This window comes from Vibrio sp. OPT24, assembly GCF_015163545.1.
Lineage (GTDB): Bacteria > Pseudomonadota > Gammaproteobacteria > Enterobacterales > Vibrionaceae > Vibrio > Vibrio cyclitrophicus.
On the sequence record NZ_JADDYI010000048.1, the window covers coordinates 158,945 to 177,283 of the forward strand.

Annotated in this window: 17 protein-coding genes; 4 read left to right on the forward strand and 13 right to left on the reverse strand. The window is 43.7% G+C overall.

Translation table 11 applies throughout. The features are described 5' to 3' along the window. Positions 1-623: 623 nt before the first annotated feature. Positions 624-3,329, forward strand: coding sequence for a bifunctional acetaldehyde-CoA/alcohol dehydrogenase (adhE, locus tag IQO02_RS10565; protein ID WP_016769062.1), 2,706 nt, complete (start codon positions 624-626; stop codon positions 3,327-3,329). A gap of 151 nt (positions 3,330-3,480) precedes the next feature. Here the strand turns inward: adhE and IQO02_RS10570 are convergent, their stop codons facing one another. The 3 genes from IQO02_RS10570 to sodB form a co-directional block, all read right to left on the reverse strand. Then, positions 3,481-4,164: an SDR family oxidoreductase gene (locus IQO02_RS10570; RefSeq protein WP_016769061.1), complete on the reverse strand. Its 684-nt coding sequence runs from the start codon at positions 4,162-4,164 to the stop codon at positions 3,481-3,483. A gap of 266 nt (positions 4,165-4,430) precedes the next feature. Continuing rightward, on the reverse strand, positions 4,431-4,934 hold the full coding sequence (locus IQO02_RS10575) for a VC2046/SO_2500 family protein (RefSeq protein ID WP_261382782.1): 504 nt from the start codon (positions 4,932-4,934) through the stop codon (positions 4,431-4,433). 265 nt (positions 4,935-5,199) lie between these two features. Next, positions 5,200-5,784: a superoxide dismutase [Fe] gene (gene sodB / locus IQO02_RS10580; RefSeq protein ID WP_016792783.1), complete on the reverse strand. Its 585-nt coding sequence runs from the start codon at positions 5,782-5,784 to the stop codon at positions 5,200-5,202. 269 nt (positions 5,785-6,053) lie between these two features. On the opposite strand from sodB, the gene IQO02_RS10585 reads away from it, so the two are divergent. Together IQO02_RS10585 and IQO02_RS10590 are read left to right on the forward strand one after the other, a co-directional pair. Beyond that, a complete protein-coding gene (locus tag IQO02_RS10585) occupies positions 6,054-6,392 on the forward strand; it encodes a Grx4 family monothiol glutaredoxin (protein ID WP_009848715.1) in 339 nt (112 codons plus the stop codon). A 99-nt stretch (positions 6,393-6,491) separates the two neighbouring features. Then, a complete protein-coding gene (locus IQO02_RS10590) occupies positions 6,492-7,121 on the forward strand; it encodes a DsbA family protein (protein ID WP_010437114.1) in 630 nt (209 codons plus the stop codon). A gap of 209 nt (positions 7,122-7,330) precedes the next feature. Here IQO02_RS10590 and IQO02_RS10595 read toward each other — a convergent pair whose 3' ends face one another. Both IQO02_RS10595 and rnt read right to left on the reverse strand, forming a co-directional pair. Next, positions 7,331-8,656, reverse strand: coding sequence for a Na+/H+ antiporter family protein (locus IQO02_RS10595; RefSeq protein ID WP_010437117.1), 1,326 nt, complete (start codon positions 8,654-8,656; stop codon positions 7,331-7,333). A gap of 58 nt (positions 8,657-8,714) precedes the next feature. After that, positions 8,715-9,365 (reverse strand): ribonuclease T, encoded by a 651-nt coding sequence (rnt, locus tag IQO02_RS10600; RefSeq protein WP_010437118.1) that lies wholly within the window; start codon positions 9,363-9,365, stop codon positions 8,715-8,717. Positions 9,366-9,553: 188 nt separating this feature from the next. Between rnt and motY the strand changes: the two genes are divergently transcribed. Beyond that, on the forward strand, positions 9,554-10,435 hold the full coding sequence (motY, locus tag IQO02_RS10605; protein ID WP_010437120.1) for a flagellar protein MotY: 882 nt from the start codon (positions 9,554-9,556) through the stop codon (positions 10,433-10,435). Positions 10,436-10,550: 115 nt separating this feature from the next. Here the strand turns inward: motY and IQO02_RS10610 are convergent, their stop codons facing one another. The 8 genes from IQO02_RS10610 to rsxB form a co-directional block, all read right to left on the reverse strand. Further along, complete coding sequence (locus IQO02_RS10610; RefSeq protein WP_004734047.1) at positions 10,551-10,985, reverse strand: DUF2753 domain-containing protein; 435 nt, start codon at positions 10,983-10,985, stop codon at positions 10,551-10,553. 204 nt (positions 10,986-11,189) lie between these two features. Beyond that, a complete protein-coding gene (gene gloA, locus IQO02_RS10615) occupies positions 11,190-11,606 on the reverse strand; it encodes a lactoylglutathione lyase (protein ID WP_016790351.1) in 417 nt (138 codons plus the stop codon). A 126-nt stretch (positions 11,607-11,732) separates the two neighbouring features. Further along, a complete protein-coding gene (gene nth / locus IQO02_RS10620) occupies positions 11,733-12,368 on the reverse strand; it encodes an endonuclease III (RefSeq protein ID WP_010437137.1) in 636 nt (211 codons plus the stop codon). 183 nt (positions 12,369-12,551) lie between these two features. Further along, complete coding sequence (locus IQO02_RS10625; RefSeq protein ID WP_010437140.1) at positions 12,552-13,244, reverse strand: electron transport complex subunit E; 693 nt, start codon at positions 13,242-13,244, stop codon at positions 12,552-12,554. Then, positions 13,244-13,873, reverse strand: coding sequence for an electron transport complex subunit RsxG (rsxG, locus tag IQO02_RS10630; RefSeq protein ID WP_010437142.1), 630 nt, complete (start codon positions 13,871-13,873; stop codon positions 13,244-13,246). The genes IQO02_RS10625 and rsxG overlap by 1 nt, the downstream gene beginning before the upstream one ends. Positions 13,874-13,885: 12 nt before the next feature. Beyond that, positions 13,886-14,932, reverse strand: a complete 1,047-nt coding sequence (rsxD, locus tag IQO02_RS10635) for an electron transport complex subunit RsxD (RefSeq protein ID WP_016767677.1) — start codon at positions 14,930-14,932, stop codon at positions 13,886-13,888. After that, positions 14,932-17,733, reverse strand: a complete 2,802-nt coding sequence (gene rsxC, locus IQO02_RS10640; RefSeq protein ID WP_193838536.1) for an electron transport complex subunit RsxC — start codon at positions 17,731-17,733, stop codon at positions 14,932-14,934. The genes rsxD and rsxC overlap by 1 nt, the downstream gene beginning before the upstream one ends. A gap of 11 nt (positions 17,734-17,744) precedes the next feature. Further along, positions 17,745-18,338: an electron transport complex subunit RsxB gene (gene rsxB, locus IQO02_RS10645; protein WP_004734040.1), complete on the reverse strand. Its 594-nt coding sequence runs from the start codon at positions 18,336-18,338 to the stop codon at positions 17,745-17,747. Position 18,339: the final 1 nt, after the last annotated feature.

The window sequence follows — 18,339 nt, forward strand, 5'->3', positions numbered from 1 at the left end:
TAGCGTTCTTAGGATTGAGGGGTTTGATCTGTACATAGTCAGAGCGCGTAATGTAAGTGACAATTCTAAATTTCACGAATGAAAAAAACTAACGCGAAATAGGGGATTTTTCTTAGAAAAACTAATTGAATCTCACTTTTGTACTAGCCTTGTTGCAAGCTAGTCGTTGGTGTTTCATTTTGTAATATCTTATTGAGTAAATGTTAACTGTCGCACGAAATTAATAAAAAATATGTCAGAATCTAGCCCGTGCAACGCTATGGATATACTCTCAGTAGCACGAATACAGCTGTATACATGTAATTTAACGGACTAAAAATGAAAGTTTTTTACAAGTTATGACTCTATGTAAAAAAACTTTGTCTGTTTGCTTGTTTTTTGCGCTAACGAAAAGTGTGACTTTAATCTATATAAATCAGACTCTTAAGTTTGTTTTTGCGATTGCCTTACTACTTTCTGGTTAATTATTTTTGGGTAACTGATCTGGGTCAATTTTTTTCACACTGTGAAATAATATACTCAGCCCTGAAAGCAATTTACTAAGAACGCTGTGAATTAGGGTTAAAGACAAGCAGTGAAATTAATAAAAAGTTTTTAATATTTATTATTTTAGGAGATCCACCATGCCTGTAACTAACTTAGCGGAACTTGATGCTCTAGTAGCTCGCGTTAAAGCAGCTCAAGAAGAGTTCGCAACATTCTCTCAAGAGAAAGTAGACGCAATCTTCCGTGCAGCTTCTCTTGCTGCTAACCATGCTCGTATTCCTTTGGCTCAACAAGCCGTTGCTGAATCTGGAATGGGTATTGTTGAAGATAAAGTTATCAAAAACCACTTCGCTTCAGAATTTATCTACAACAAATACAAAGACGAAAAAACATGTGGCATCTTAGAAGAAGATGAAAGCCTAGGCACTATGACTATCGCTGAGCCTGTAGGTATCATCTGTGGTATCGTTCCAACAACGAACCCAACTTCAACAGCAATCTTCAAATCTCTAATCTCTCTTAAGACACGTAACGGCATCATCTTCTCGCCACACCCACGTGCAAAGAATTCAACAAACGATGCAGCTAAACTGGTTTTAGACGCAGCGGTAGCAGCTGGTGCTCCAAAAGACATCATCGGTTGGATCGACCAACCATCGGTAGAGCTTTCTAACGCGCTGATGAAGCATGACGGTATCGCACTTATCCTTGCTACTGGTGGTCCAGGCATGGTTAAAGCAGCATACTCTTCTGGTAAGCCTGCGATCGGTGTTGGTGCTGGTAACGTTCCTGTAGTTATCGATGAAACAGCTGACATCAAACGTGCTGTAGCATCTATCCTTATGTCTAAAACATTCGATAACGGTGTTGTATGTGCTTCTGAGCAAGCTGCAATCGTAGTTAGCGAAGTATATGACGAAGTTAAAGCGCGTTTTGCTTCTCACAAAGCTCACGTTCTATCTAAAACTGACGCAGATAAAGTTCGTAAAGTTCTTCTTATCGACGGCAACCTAAACGCTAAAATCGTAGGTCAACCTGCTCCAGCAATCGCTGAAATGGCGGGTGTTAAAGTTCCTGCTGATACAAAAGTACTTGTTGGTGAAGGCCTTGGTAAAGTTTCTTACGATGACGAATTCGCTCATGAAAAACTGTCTCCGACTCTAGGTCTATTCCGCGCAGACGATTTCGAAGATGCTGTCGCTCAAGCTGTAACAATGGTTGAAATCGGTGGTATCGGTCACACATCTGGTCTTTACACTAACCAAGATACTAACGCAGACCGCATTCGTTACTTCGGTGACAAGATGAAGACGGCTCGTATCTTAATCAACATCCCTACTACTCACGGTGGTATCGGTGACCTGTACAACTTCAACGTTGCACCTTCTCTAACTCTTGGTTGTGGTTCATGGGGTGGTAACTCTATCTCTGAGAACGTAGGTCCTAAGCACCTTATCAACAAGAAAACTGTAGCGAAGCGAGCTGAAAATATGTTGTGGCACAAACTACCTAAGTCTATCTACTTCCGTCGTGGCAGCCTTCCAATCGCTATGAGCGACCTAGAAGGTAAGAAACGCGCATTCCTAGTAACGGACCGTTTCCTATTCAACAACGGTTACGCAGACGACGTAGTACAAATCCTTAAAGCACAAGGTATTGAAGTTCAAGTATTCTTCGATGTAGAAGCGGATCCAACACTGTCTGTTGTTGAGAAAGGCGCTGAAGCAATGAAGAGCTTCCAACCTGACGTAATCCTTGCTCTAGGTGGCGGTTCTCCAATGGATGCTGCTAAGATCATGTGGGTTATGTACGAGCACCCAGAAACTCACTTCGCGGAACTAGCAATGCGCTTTATGGATATCCGTAAACGTATCTACAAGTTCCCTAAAATGGGTAAAAAAGCTGAGCTTGTATGTATCACTACGACTTCTGGTACGGGTTCAGAGGTTACTCCATTCGCGGTTGTTACAGACGACAAGACTGGTGCTAAGTACCCACTAGCTGATTACGAAATTACGCCAAACATGGCTGTTGTTGATGCTAACCTAGTAATGAACATGCCTAAGTCTCTAACAGCATTCGGTGGTTACGATGCAGTAACTCACGCTCTTGAAGCTTACGTATCTGTTCTTGCGAACGAATACTCAGACGGCCAAGCTCTTCAAGCTCTTAAGATGCTTAAAGAATACCTACCATCAAGCTACAAAAATGGTGCAGCTGACCCAATCGCTCGTGAGAAAGTACACAACGCAGCAACTATCGCTGGTGTAGCATTTGCGAACGCATTCCTAGGTGTGTGTCACTCAATGGCTCACAAAATTGGTGCTGAGTTCCACCTACCACACGGTCTTGCTAACGCACTGCTTATCTCTAACGTTGTACGTTACAACGCGAACGATAACCCAACTAAGCAGACTGCATTCTCTCAGTACGATCGTCCACAAGCACGTCGTCGTTACGCTGAAGTTGCTGACCACCTAGGCCTAAGCCAAGCTGGTGACCGTACTGCTCAGAAGATTGAACGTCTACTGACTTGGTTAGAAGAGCTTAAAGTTGACCTAGACATCCCACTATCTATCCAAGCTGCGGGTGTTAACGAGTCTGACTTCATCGCTAAACTAGACGAGCTAGCTGTTGAAGCGTTCGATGACCAGTGTACAGGTGCTAACCCACGTTACCCTCTAATCACTGAGCTAAAAGAAGTTCTAACAACTTCTTACTTCGGCCAACCATACGTTGAAGGCGAAACTTTCGAAGGTACTACAGTTATCCTTAAGAAAGCAGATCAAAAGCCAGCTGACGCGAAAGCGCCAAAAGCTAAAAAAGAAAAAGCTAACGCATAATAAGTAAGCATTAGTTTTGAGATAAGTTTTCGCTAGCACGAACCTTATCTAATCGGGAAAAGAACAAAGCCCCAGTCGAGAGACTGGGGCTTTTTTATGTGGTCGGTTAGGTTAAAACTAACAATATAAAAAGTAAGAAAATAAAAAGGATCTACACTTCGGCAGCGACGACACGTCCGCTGAAGTAGTCATTAGAAATGATGTACTCGGTTGTTCTGGTCAGTTCATCTTGTAGTTGAGCCCAATGACATCGGTTGAGTTTTCCGTCTGCATTGTGAACGGCAGGAACGACCCCACCAACTCGTATCCCGAATGGGGTGAGTTCCTTAGCCCAACTATGGGTAAAGCCGGTAATCATTGAGTTAGCACTTTCTAAACCTGATACATCACTGAAATCATCATGAGAGATCACATTGACGATCACGCCTTCTTTATCTTCTTCTCGTAATCGCTCAGCACTTATCTGGCCAAATGCAAAAAGGGTAGAGGCTTTCGAAGACAAATCATCAATATAACTACTGACGGGTTGGTCGCCAATCAAACTTGGCATTGGAACGCTGATCCAGTTGTTAACTAACACATCAGGTGTCGTATTGAAGGTGTGCTGGACAAAATCGAAGACCGCTAGTATGGCTTGGTTATGATTACTTTCGAGCGTATAGCGGTAGACCGAATCAGAGAGTCGAGAGCATTGGGTATAGGTTTCTTGCAGTGCTGTAGGATCTTTATCACAAAGGATAACGGTGGCTCCAAGGTTAACAAAGTGGTTCGCAATCGTTCCTCCCAAGCGCGAGCCTGCTGATGTCACCAATATGATTGAGCTTTTTATTTCCATCCAAACACCTAAGAAAATAATCTATGTCGTTTAAGGATGGGTTAAATTTCATACAACGGGTGTGAATTGGTTCAAACTAAGACGTACCAATTGATAAGTTTGTATGAACTTAGTGGCAGCTCACATTTTGTAGTAACTTCAAGACGTAACCCACAATTTGTATTTTGAGTGTGCCTAAGACTAGTGGTTCATATCACTCACATCAATTGCTTAAGGGATACAATTTAGGAGCTGATGAGCAGGCAGTGAGGTAAGGTTTGTTGTGACTATACTTGGGCCTGAATTTGATACTGACGTTGAGCGGTAGAGAGATCGTTGTAAAGAGTCGCATTAGGTAATTCAGGTAAGTGCTTATTTGCAAGTTTCCGTCGGTCGTGACCTGAAAGGTTTTGGTAGACGTCTTCGGGAAAATCGCCAGTATCTTCAGGCATAAAAGCCAGTGCTTCTGGTTTTAAGTAATGACTTAGTTTTGCACTAGCAAGGCTTGCTTGATGAAAGTAATTCGACTGTTGTGCAGAAATTTCGTATGAGGATTGATCAGAACGCAATTGTTGAGGTTCAGCGACACCAAATTGTTTGCGCAGGCGATCTTCGCTAGTCTCGGTTACCTCGATAGTATTTATAGGAGTACAATCGCGGACATCATTAGAGAACATGGATAGCAGCAACGCGAAATCTGCACGGCGACCTTGTTCAACCGCTTGGCTGATCCCGATGCCGAACTTTAGTTCGTTTATGATTCCTGCTTTGTCTAAAGTGTGTATTTGCATGTTGCCTCTCATTTGATACACCTTTAACGGCACGGAGTCGGCAAACTTTAGTGTTTAATTACAGACAAATACATAATCTATGTAGAGCAGATAAGAGCTTAGTTTCGATTAGGGGTAACTGAAGGAGTCAGTGATAAAACAAGCTCTGTTAACTCATTTCACCTTCCATGTTCAAGCTGAAAATACGACGGATACAAAAAAGCTCACGCCGAGGCATGAGCTTTTAATAAGTCACTCGCTATTAATAGCGCAGCATAAGTAAAAATTACTTAGCTAGGTTCTCTTCTACGAAAGACCAGTTTACTAGGTTCCAGAATGCAGCCATGTAGTCTGGGCGAACATTGCGGAAATCGATGTAGTAAGCGTGTTCCCATAGGTCAACAGTTAGAAGTGGAGTAACACCTTCTTCTGTTAGAGGAGTTGCAGCGTTAGAAGTGTTAACGATGTCTAGAGAACCGTCAGCTTTTTTTACTAACCAAGTCCAAGAAGAACCGAAGTTGTTGATTGCTGAATCAGTGAATTTTGCTTTGAATTCTTCGAAAGAACCGAATGCGGTGTTGATAGCTTCTGCAACAGCGCCAGTTGGTTCGCCGCCTGCTTTAGGAGCAAGACAGTGCCAGTAGAACGTGTGGTTCCAGATTTGAGCAGCGTTATTGAAAACACCACCAGTAGAAGTCTTAATGATTTCTTCTAGTGTTTTGCCTTCAAACTCAGTACCTGGGATAAGACCATTTAGTTTAACAACGTAAGTGTTGTGGTGCTTACCGTGGTGGAAATCTAGCGTTTCTGCTGAGATATGTGGTTCTAGCGCGTCTTTCGCGTAAGGAAGAGCCGGTAGTTCAAATGCCATTGCTCAATTCTCCATTGATATGAAAGAGTTAACTCTTTCGATTGCTTCCAGTGATATTATTATTCATGGCTGGCTATACTGACAACCATGGTCAATTTGCTGACTTGCGATATAGTTTAGCAAGTTTTTACTTTATTAAAAGCTTAATTCATCACTTTTGTGTGAATTGTTAGCTTAACTTGTTAACCATTTTTTTTATATGGTTTTTATTCTTTTGGTTTGGGGTAGAATAAAGGCAATGAAAGCCGTAATCCATTAACGAGGAAGCAATGGAAACTATCGATAAAATCAAACAGCAAATTGAAGAAAACACCATTCTACTTTACATGAAAGGTTCTCCTAAGCTGCCAAGCTGTGGTTTTTCTTCTCAAGCATCTCAAGCTCTAATGGCGTGTGGCGAAAAATTTGCATATGTAGACATTCTACAAAACCCTGATATCCGTGCAGAGCTTCCAGCTTACGCACAATGGCCAACTTTCCCACAACTTTGGGTTGAAGGTGAGCTAATCGGTGGTTGTGACATCATTCTTGAGATGTTCCAAAAAGGTGAACTTCAGCCAATCGTTAAAGAAGCAGCGGCTAAAGTTGCTGGCGATGACGCTGAGTAAGTTCTCGCTTTTTTGCTTGAATAGATAAAATGAGGGGCCTTAATTAGGCTCCTTTTTTGTTTTAATTGATTGAGTCATTGACTCAATAAGGAATGAACAATGGACGTGAAACTTCATTATGTACATGACCCAATGTGCAGCTGGTGTTGGGGATACAAGCCAACACTTGAGTTATTGAAACAACAATTGCCTGCGAGCATTGAGTTTAATTACGTAGTTGGAGGTTTAGCTCCTGATTCTGATGAGCCAATGTCTGAGGAGATGAAAGGCAAGCTTCAGGCTATCTGGAAGCAGATCGAAGCTAAGCTGGGTACTGAGTTTAACCACGAATTTTGGACTGAGTGCAAACCTGTGCGAAGCACCTATCCAGCGTGCCGCGCTGTGATAGCTGCTGGTTTTCAAGACCACTATGAAGCCATGCTTGAAGCGATTCAACATGCTTACTATTTGCGTGCGATGTTGCCACACAGCCAAGATACTCATCTGCAACTCGCTGAAGAGTTGGGTATGAACGTACAACAGTTTGAAAATGATCTTTCTAGCAAACTATTGGAAAGTGAATTGGATGACCAGTTAGGCTTTAAAGAAGCGATAGGCGTACATTCTTACCCAACGTTAATGCTTGAAGTTAACGGTATCTTCACTGAGGTTGCGTTGGATTACCATTCGTCGGAGACGACGCTTAAATCTATTCGTGAAGTACTTGTGAATAGCGCTCCTACTGCTTAGTTCAATGAGAGCTCTAACTCTCAATTAGTTCACACTACTTTGAAGGCTTACTTACAACAGTAAGCCTTTTCTTTTATCTGGCGCAATGAGTTTATTGAGGTGGTAAAGGGTAAGAGAGAATAAAAGAGCAAGATATATCCCAGATACAAAAAAGACCGCACGAGGCGGTCTTTGTAATAATAGCTTAGGTTCTTTACTACAGAACCTAATTACAGAACCATAGCTGCAATCCAACCGAATACGATCAGTGGGATGTTGTAGTGCAAGAATGTTGGTACGACGGTTTCCCATACGTGTTCGTGTTGACCATCAGCATTTAGACCAGATGTTGGACCTAATGTTGAGTCAGAAGCCGGAGAACCAGCATCACCTAGCGCTGCCGCTGTACCCACTAGCGCGATAGTGGCCATTGGTGAGAAACCAAATGCCGCCGCTAGAGGAACGTAGATAGTTGCAAGGATTGGAATCGTCGAGAACGAAGAGCCAATACCCATTGTTACTAATAAGCCGACTACCAGCATAAGCAGAGCTGCTAGAGGCTTGTTGTCACCGATACTTGTTGAAAGTGCTTCAACTAGAGATTCAACACCACCAGTCTGTTTCATCACTGCTGCAAAACCTGCTGCTGCAATCATGATAAAGCCGATCATTGCCATCATGTGAACACCCTTAGTGAAGACATCGTGTGTCTCTTTCCAAGCAATTACGCCACCGAAGGTGAATACCATGAAACCAGCCAGAGCACCGATGATCATAGAGCCCGTCGACAGTTGAACGGTTAATGCAGCAACGATACCAGCTGCCGCTACTAGGATGTGCTTCTTGTTGATCTCTTTTACTTCTGTTGAAACAACAGTGTGAGACGTTTCTTTGTATTGGCGAGGTTTACGGTAAGTAAAGAATACCGCCGTTAGAAGGCCGAAGATCATGCCGGCTGCTGGTAACAACATTGCCATTGGTACTTGGCTTGCTACTACGCTTTCAAGACCGTTGTCATGAAGGTTTTTTAGTAGGATGTTGTTTAAGAAGATACCGCCAAAACCAATCGGTAACACCATGTAAGGTGTGATTAGACCAAAAGTAAGTACACACGCAACTAGACGACGGTCTAGGTTCATTTTTGCGAATACGCCTAATAGAGGTGGGATTAAGATTGGGATAAAGGCGATATGTACAGGAATCACGTTTTGTGAAGACATGGTCACTAAGATCAAAGACGCAAGGATACCGTACTTAAGACCATTAGATGCCGCGCTGTTCTCTTTGCCGTGAATACGCTTGATTACGCTTTGAGCTAGTAGGTCTGTGATACCAGACCTAGAGATAGCAACAGCAAAAGTACCAAGCATTGCGTAGCTAAGTGCGATAGTTGCACCGCCACCTAATCCACTTTCGAAAGCAGCTACAGCATCGTTCAGACCCATACCAGAGGCTACGCCACCGATAATTGCACTGAACGTGAGAGCAACAACTACATTTACGCGCATCAAAGCTAAAACAAGCATGATGCAAACTGAAATTACAACAGGATTCATATTATTCTCGAGATGTTGTGTTTTTTATGAAGGCAATACGAACGAACGTTTACCGATTCTATTTTTGTTGTTCGTCAACAAGAGGCCAACCACCAAGGGCTTTCCATTTGTTTACAATGCCGCAAAATAACTCTGTGGTTTTTTGCGTATCATACAAAGCAGAGTGTGCTTCTTTGTTGTCAAATTCCATCCCAGCAGTGCGGCAAGCTTTAGCCAAAACGGTTTGACCGTAGGCAAGACCACTAAGAGCTGCAGTATCAAAAGTTGCAAATGGATGGAAAGGGACGCGTTTAAGCTTACAACGCTCACTTGCTGCATTTACGAAGTTTAAATCGAATGTAGCATTGTGAGCGACCATGATTGCGCGACTGCAATCTGAAGCTTTTTGTTCTTTTCTCACTAGCTTGTAGATTTCTTTAAGGGCTTCTTGCTCCGACACAGCACCACGTAATGGGCTAAATGGGTCTTTAATTCCGTTAAAGTCTAATGCTGCCTGCTCTATATTTGCGCCTTCAAAAGGCTCAATGTGAAAATGAAGCGTTGATGCAGGTTGCAGATCTCCGTTCTCATCCATTCTTAATGTAATGGCACAGATCTCTAATAATGCATCTGTTTCTGCGTTAAACCCTGCGGTTTCCACGTCGATGACCACGGGAAAATAGCCACGAAAGCGGTTTTTTAGGGTCAGAGCTTCGTTTTCTACAGTCATGTTAGCCCAAATAAGTGTGATTAAGGCTACATTATTGCAGATAATAGCAGTGATAAAAACTAGGGAACGGCAATAATTAATAAATTAGCCACTCTATTGCGGCTTGATATTTGCATATTTAAACTCGATAGAAATATGCGGCAATTGGCTGCATTGTTAAACGAATTGCTTAAGAGATACTCCACTTTATGAAGAAACAACTCATAACAGGTTCAATGTTATTTTCGCTACTTATGTCGTCATCGGTATTGGCACAAGAAAAGCGTTACGGAGCATCTCCTCAACAGTCGGAATGGGAGATGGTGGCCAATACACCACTCGAATGTCGTTTAGTTCATCCGATTCCCAATTTCGGTGATGCTGAGTTTTCATCTCGTGCAAGCAAAAAAATTATTTTGGACTTTGAACTTAAAATGCGTCGTCCAATGGGAGCAACACGTAATGTTAGCTTGATTTCTATGCCGCCACCTTGGCGTCCGGGCGAGAGTGCTGATCGCATGACAACCATCAAGTTCTTCCAACAATTTGACGGCTATGTAGGTGGTCAAACAGCTTGGGGGATATTGAGCGAGTTGGAGAAAGGTCGCTACCCGACATTCAGTTATCAAGAATGGCAGAGCCGAGATCAGCGGATTGAGGTATCTTTATCGTCAGTGCTATTTCAAGAAAAGTACAATGTGTTTAGTGACTGTATTGCCAATTTGTTGCCTTATAGCTTTGAAGATATCTCTTTTACCATTTTGCACTACGATCGTAACAGCGACCAGTTGAACAAATCGTCACGTAACAGGCTAAGCCAGATTGCTGATTACGTTCGCTACAACCAAGATATTGATCTTGTGCTAGTGGCCACGTATACCGATTCTGCTGACAGTAAAGGCATCAGCCAAAACCTTTCAGAACGAAGAGCTGAATCACTAAGAGAGTACTTTAAGTCACTCGGTTTGCCAGAAGACCGTATTCAAGTTCAAGGATATGGTAAGCGTCGCCCGATTGCTGACAACAACTCGCCAATTGGTAAAGATAAAAACCGACGCGTTGTGATCTCTTTAGGCCGTACACAGGTTTAAACTGAATAGCTTGTCTAGATAAAGATAAAGATAAAGATAAAAATGCCTATCTACGTGATGGGCATTTTTTGTTTGGATAACATGTCGATTTGGCTCTAATTATTCGAGGCAACCATTAATTCAAGCGGAACCGAGCAATCATTTCACAGTTGGTCGCAGTATCGATTTTTTCAACCATAGAGGCTATTTTAGGATTTGGATGACGTTTCATGAAATCGATAAGGGCTTTTTTACAACAACCAATAGAATCTATAAAGCTAGAGCATTGCGTATTAGGGCACTGAGGAATCAGTGTCAGGACCTTTTCAGAGGCAAGCTGAAGGTACTTAAGTTCATATTCTGTATCGCCCGCCCATCGCCAAAACTGAGCAAGGTTGTGGCAAGAGATGACCGAAATCAGTAAGCGTTCATCGGCCTGAATATCAGTACGCTCAGTAATTTCTTCGCTTAAATTCAACGCCTGCTGATAGTGAAGAATGCTTCGTACAGGATCGTCGAGTTGCAATGCAGTATCGGCAAGTAACGTGTGTTTTTCCCATTCGCTAATCATTGTATAACCTCACTAATCAAGATGGGTTTAATTTAAATGATAATCATTATCATGTAAAGTTTCATCGATTAGATTGTGAATAATACTGGGTAAAGAATATTGATTATGAATGAATTGATAAAAAAGAAGCGAGCATAGTGCTCGCTTCTCTTGTGCATTAATTTAGCTTTTGCTTTCAAAGCCTAGTATCGCAATGGTTAGTGACTAACCTTCGAGGCCTGCACTTGCTTGTTTGTTCTGAATAAGCTCAATCATGTAGCCGTCAGGGTCTTTTACGAATGCAATGTGAGTAGAACCGCCTTTTACAGGGCCGGCTTCACGAGTCACGTTACCGCCAGCGGCTTTAATCGCGTCACACGTAGTGTAGATATCATCAACACCGATCGCTACGTGACCGAAAGCTGAGCCTAGGTCGTATTCAGTTGTGCCCCAATTGTAAGTTAACTCAATAACAGCACCTTTAGATTCGTCACCAAAGCCAACAAAAGCCAGTGTGTATTCGTACTCTTTATTTTCGTTCTTACGTAATAGTTGCATGCCCATTACGTTGGTGTAGAACTCGATAGATTTATCTAGATCACCAACTCGTAGCATGGTGTGTAAAATACGACCGTTTGACATGATTTGCTCCTAGCGTTAACTATGTTTACGTTTTTTGTAATTCTGTTTTATGCCGCCAGAAAAGTGCGGCACGGTTTAGCTTCTTAGCTTCTTAGCTTCTTAGCTTTGGGCTAACAGCTTATGAGCTTAGACGTCTGTTTTTTCCTTGAACTCACACAAATCCTCAATGATACAGCTGCCACAACGTGGTTTACGCGCGACACAGGTATAACGTCCATGAAGAATGAGCCAATGGTGGACATCCAGTTTGAATTCTTTGGGAATGACTTTGAGCAGCTTAGCTTCAACATCGTCGACCGTTTTGCCCATCGCTAATTTAGTGCGGTTTGATACGCGGTAGATGTGGGTATCAACGGCAATGGTTGGCCAACCGAAAGCAGTATTCAATACCACGTTGGCTGTTTTACGGCCAACACCAGGAAGGGCTTCTAATGCAGCGCGATCTTCCGGTACTTCACCATTATGTAGGTCAAGCAGCATGCGACACGTTTTAATGGTGTTTTCTGCTTTCGAATTAAAGAGGCCGATTGTCTTGATGTACTCTTTTAAGCCATCGACACCTAGGTCGAAAATAGCTTGTGGAGTATTAGCCACTGGGTAAAGCTTATCAGTGGCTTTGTTGACGCTGACATCAGTTGCCTGCGCAGATAAGAGCACGGCGATCAGCAACTCGAAAGGGCTGTTCCAGTTAAGCTCGGTTTCTGGCTTTGGATTGTTTTCTCTTAAACGCTCAAGTATTTCTACTCGTTTTACATTGTTCATAGCGACATTACTTTCAAATAGTTAGGGCTTGAGCTCCGGAGTTGGTATTCAATAAACTCTAAATGCTCAGGCTTTATCATCGGTTACGCGCTCTTATGAGCGTCATTATTATGTGTACTTGGTCAATCTAATTATCTGCTGAGCGGTTGAGCTACTCAGCAGGGTTTAAGCTACTGTAACTTATTAAGCATTGGTAACGCGAGCGCGTTCAATGGCTGGTTTTTCTTGTTTTGGCTGTCTAGATTTTACTTGGTTGTCGATGATGTTTTTCAAAGCAATCAAGAAACCAACACCAATAAAGGCACCTGGTGGAAGCAGGGCTAGCAAGAAGCTGTTATCAAATTGGAATATCTGGATTCGTAACACTGAAGCCCAGTCGCCAAGAAGTAGGTCTGCACCATCAAAAAGGGTTCCGTTACCAATAACCTCACGCATCGCACCCAATACAACCAGTACCGATGTCATGCCAAGACCCATCCAAAAACCATCTTGAGCAGCAGGTAAAACTGCATTTTTTGAAGCAAAGGCTTCCGCTCGGCCAATGATGATACAGTTGGTTACAATCAGTGGTATGAAGATACCCAAAGATAGGTAAAGGCCATACGCGTAAGCATTCATCAGAAGTTGAACACAGGTTACCAGTGAAGCAATGATCATCACGAATACTGGGATTCGAATTTCTTTTGGTACATGGTGACGAACCAAAGATACACAGACGTTCGAACCGACTAATACAAGCAATGTAGCAATGCCTAACCCAAGCGCGTTGGTCACCGTTGACGACACAGCCAGTAATGGACACAGCCCAAGAAGTTGCACTAGGGCAGGGTTGTTGGCCCACATGCCATTTTTAATTAGTGTTTTATGGTCACTCATTATTCACCGCCACAATTTAGAGGTTGAGCAAGCAATGCTTGGTTGTTTTGGTTAACGTACTGAACCGCTTGTTTCACTGATTTTACGACGGCTCTCGGTGTAATGGTTGCGCCGGTAAATTGGTCAAAATCGCCACCATCTTTACGAACTTTCCAACGCTCAAGGTTAGAGTCAGTTACTTGTTTACCCGAAAATGAGAGTATCCAATCAGTCACTCGTAAATCAATTTTATCACCCAGACCTGGAGTTTCTTGGTGTGAAAGAACGCGAGTACCTAAAATAGTACCGTCGATTTTCATTCCAACAATGACCTTAATCGCCCCGTTGTAGCCATCGGGTGCAATCGCTTCGATCGCAATCGCACTTGGCTCACCATTGAGTTTAGCAATGTAAGCAGGCATCGCTTGTTGCGTCCCCAACTCTTCTGCTTGAACCAGAGTGCAGGCTGAAAATAGTTCATTATCATGCAGGTCGTGCGGAATCACCTGGTTAAGCACAGATAATAGTTGAGCCTGTTCTTGTTGCTTAATCTGATCTTTGGTGAGGTAGTGAGTTACCGCCACTAATCCTGTCGAAGCACAAGCAAAAACCGCGAGTACAAGGCCATTTTTTTTAATTGCATTTAGCATGGTATCCGCTCCTTAGTGGCCGTATGTACGAGGTTTGGTGTAGTAGTCAATTAGTGGAACACACATGTTAGCTAACAATACAGCAAACGCCACACCATCAGGGAAGCCACCCCAACTGCGAATAATAAAGACTAACCCGCCAATCAGAGCACCAAATACCAAGCGACCTTTTACTGTCGTCGAGGCTGAAACCGGATCAGTTGCTATGAAGAAAGCACCAAGCATGGTTGCGCCAGACAATAGATGAATGGTTGGAGAAGCGGTTTCACCCGGAGTTAGGATCAAGAAGACCAAACTAAACAACGTAAGGCTGCCGATAAAAGCGACCGGAATATACCATTGAATCACACGTTGTTTAATGAGCACTAAGCCACCTATTAAATAAGCAAGGTTAACCCATTCCCAACCTACGCCAGCTAACCAGCTGAATTGTGGTTGAGACAGAGCTTCAGAAGCTGTGTTACCCGCCGTTAAAGCGGTTTTGAATGCATCGAGCGGCGTTGCCATCGTGGTGCCATCAATACCAAGGCGCGCTTGTTGCAGTGACAAACCTTCATTATTGAAACCGGTAAAGATCATCAAAAATGAGTCAACAAAGCTTGTTGTTTCAGCGGTTAAGCTAGTCGGCGCATTCCAACTCGTCATTTGAACTGGGAATGAGATCAGCAAAACAACGTAAGCCACCATCGCGGGATTAAACGGATTTTGCCCAAGACCACCGTAGAGGTGTTTCGCAATAACAATCGCGAAAAACATACCTATGACTAGAATCCACCATGGAGAGTGTGGGGGAATCGCGACGCTCAGCAGCCAAGCGGTAACAACCGCACTGTAATCACGCAATGCCATCACTGGCGGACGTTTTCTTAGCAACATTACAGCGGTTTCAAAGGTAACAGCAAGTGCAATAGCAAATACTAATTGGATGAGCGTACCCCATCCAAAGAAGTAGGTTTGAGCTAGTAGACCTGGCAACGCACAAATAGCGACCCATTTCATGAGATCAGGGGTGCTTCTACGATTGTGCGCGTGCGGTGAGCTGGCGATAAAGAAGGCCACTACTCTTTCTCCTCATTATTCTTTTTGTCTTGCTCTTGCTGCGCCTTTCTTGCTTTAGCACGAGCTATTGCGGCAGCAACTGCTGCTTTTTTAGGATCGATTGGTTCTGACTGAATATCAGCTTCCACTTCAATTTCAATTTCAATTTCAATTACAGGTTCAGTAGTCGTTGCTTCTGTTTCGATCTGCTTAGCTTGTTGTGCTTTCTTCGCTTTAGCGCGAGCTATTGCGGCAGCAACTGCTGCTTTTTTAGGATCGACTGGTTCTGACTGAATATCAGCTTCAATTTCAATTTCAATTACAGGTTCAGTAGTCGTTGCTTCTGTTTCGATCTGCTTAGCTTGTTGTGCTTTCTTCGCTTTAGCGCGAGCTATTGCAGCAGCAACCGCATCTTTCTTAGCGTCACCTGATTTTTCAACTGGAGCTTCAGAAGCAGACTCTGTTTGTTGTGCTTTCTTGGCTTTAGCGCGAGCTATTGCAGCGGCAACGGCAACTTTTTTAGGATCGACAGATTCTTCTGGAGCCTCGGGCTCAGGAGTTTCAGTTGTCTCTTCCTGTTTAGCTTGTTGTGCTTTCTTCGCTTTAGCGCGAGCTATTGCAGCGGCAACGGCAGCTTTTTTAGGATCGACAGATTCTTCTGGAGCCTCGGGCTCAGGAGTTTCAGTTGTCTCTTCCTGTTTAGCTTGCTGTGCTTTCTTCGCTTTAGCTCGAGCAATCGCTGCAGCGACAGCATCTTTCTTAGCATCGCCACTACTTTCACTTGGAGCGTCAGAAGCTGATTCAGCTTGTTGCGCTTTCTTGGCTTTGGCGCGAGCTATTGCAGCAGCAACCGCATCTTTCTTAGCGTCACCTGATTTTTCAACCGGAGCTTCAGAAGCAGACTCTGTTTGTTGTGCTTTCTTCGCTTTAGCGCGAGCTATTGCAGCAGCGACAGCATCTTTCTTAGCATCGCCAGAGCTTTCAGCTGGAGCTTCAGAAGTAGATTCCGTTTTTTGAGTTTTCTTCGCTTTAGCGCGAGCTATTGCAGCAGCGACAGCATCTTTCTTACCGTCACCAGAGCTTTCTGTTGGATTATCCGTTGCAGCTTGCTGTGCTTTACGTTCTCGTGCTTGACGTTTACGCTCTTCACGTAGCTTAGACATTTCAGAGTTATCTGGTTCTGCGTCATTTGCTTTCTGGGCCGCAGCTTGTTTTGCTTTTGCTCTAGCAATAGCCGCTGCAACCGCAGGTTTTACAGCCGGTTCCGCATTAGGAGCTTGGTCTGCCGCGGCTTTTTGCGCTTTAACGCGAGCAATCGCAGCTGCAATCGCATCATCACCATCCGTAGACTTCATGTCTTTACGACGGTTGTCAGCGGCTTTCTTGAAGCGGTTTTCACGCTCTGCTTTGTCACGCTCCATGCGAGCGTTTTTTTCTTCGAAACGAATCTTGGCGCGTTCTGCAGCTGTTGCTTCGTCTTTTCTTGTTTTGATTTCTGCTTTCGCTTGGCGATAGTACTGAACAAGAGGAATTTCACTTGGGCAGACAAAGGCACAAGCACCACACTCAATGCAGTCTTTAATATTCAGTTCTTCACACTTATCCAACTCGTTGGCTTTCGCATGCCATTGCAGTTGTTGAGGGAGCAATGACGCAGGACATGCTTCGGCACAAGCACTGCATCGAATACATTCCATTTCATAAGTGCTTGGCGAAATTTCACGGCGTGTCGGCGCTAAAATACAGTTGGACGTTTTGGTAATTGGCACATTAGCATGTGGTAAAGTGAAGCCCATCATAGGGCCGCCCAAAATCAATCGCGGCAGCTTTTTATCCGCTTTGTAGCCAAACTCTTCCAGTAACTCGTGTACTGGTGTACCTAATAGTGCCCATACGTTGCGAGGTTGCTTAAAGGTCTTCCCTGTTAAAGTCACAACACGGTTGATAACGGGCTCGCCGTCAACCACTGCTCTTTTAATAGAGTAGAGAGAACCGACGTTTTGAACCAAAACACCAATATCTGCAGGTATACCACCAGCTGGAACCTCTTTATTGGTGAGGATCTTGATGAGCTGTTTCTCACCACCCGAAGGGTATTTAGTTGGGATAACTCGAATGACGATGTCTTTGTTTTTCGCTGCAACCTCAAGTGCTTTTATTGCATCAGGTTTGTTGTCTTCAATACCGATAACGGTCAGCTTTGGTCGAAGGATATGTTCAACCACTTCAATGCCTTTTAAAACTTCGTTGGCATGCTCTTGAAGCAACTTGTCATCTGAGGTGATGTAAGGTTCACACTCAGCAGCGTTGACGATCAAAATGTCAGTACGACCTAAACCTGATTGAAGCTTCTTAGCCGTAGGGAAGCCCGCGCCGCCCATGCCTGAAATACCGGCTTGGCGAATCACATCCAGCAGTTCGTCAGAGGTTTTTTTAGAAAAGTCTTCAACTGGATTTTTTTCAATCCAAGTGTCTAAGCCATCAGGTTTAATAACCACGCATATTTCGCTCAGACCTGAAGGGTGAGCGGTGGTTCTTGGTTCAATAGCGGTAATCACACCCGAAGTTGGTGCATGTACTGGCAAAGTAAAACCCGTATCTAAGGCCGTCAGTTGTTGACCTTTTAGTACGGTGTCACCAACAGCAACCAATAGGTTACCGGGCTTACCGATGTGCTGTTTCACTGGAAGAACGATTTCTTCAGGAAGCCTTGCATGGGTGATATCGGTAGTATTTGACTGTTTTTTGTTTTCAGCAGGATGCACGCCGCCCGGGAAATCCCAAATAGAGCCCGTGCGAATTTGTTCAATTAAAGAGATCATACCAACTAACCCTATGCTTTCGGCTCTGATGCAGTCGCATCAGTGGCTTGGTTAGTGATATCAGTAACAGGAATGATGTTCATCTGCCATTTCCAATTTTCAGTCGTTGTTGCCACTGGAATCATTTCGATACAGTCAGTAGGGCACGGTGCGACACATAGATCACAACCTGTACATTCATCTTTAATTACTGTGTGTAGTGCCTTGGTACCACCAACAATGGCGTCAACAGGGCAGGCTTGAATACACTTAGTACAGCCGATACACATATCTTCATGAATGAAGGCAACGGTTTTTACTTTGTTATCTAAATCATGAGCGGAGTCTTCAACTTCTACGCCCATTAAGTCTGCTAGCTTCTCAATAGTTGCTTGGCCGCCCGGAGGACATTTGTTGATCTTGTCTCCGTTAGCGATCGCCTCTGCGTATGGGCGACAACCTGGGTAGCCACATTGACCACATTGAGTTTGCGGTAAGATGGTGTCGATTTGATCGACGATAGGATCGGCTTCAACTTTAAAGCGGATAGAAGCAAAGCCCAAAATAGCGCCAAAAACAGCGGCTAAAACGGCTAGCGCAATGATCGCAATTAAAATGGTACTCATG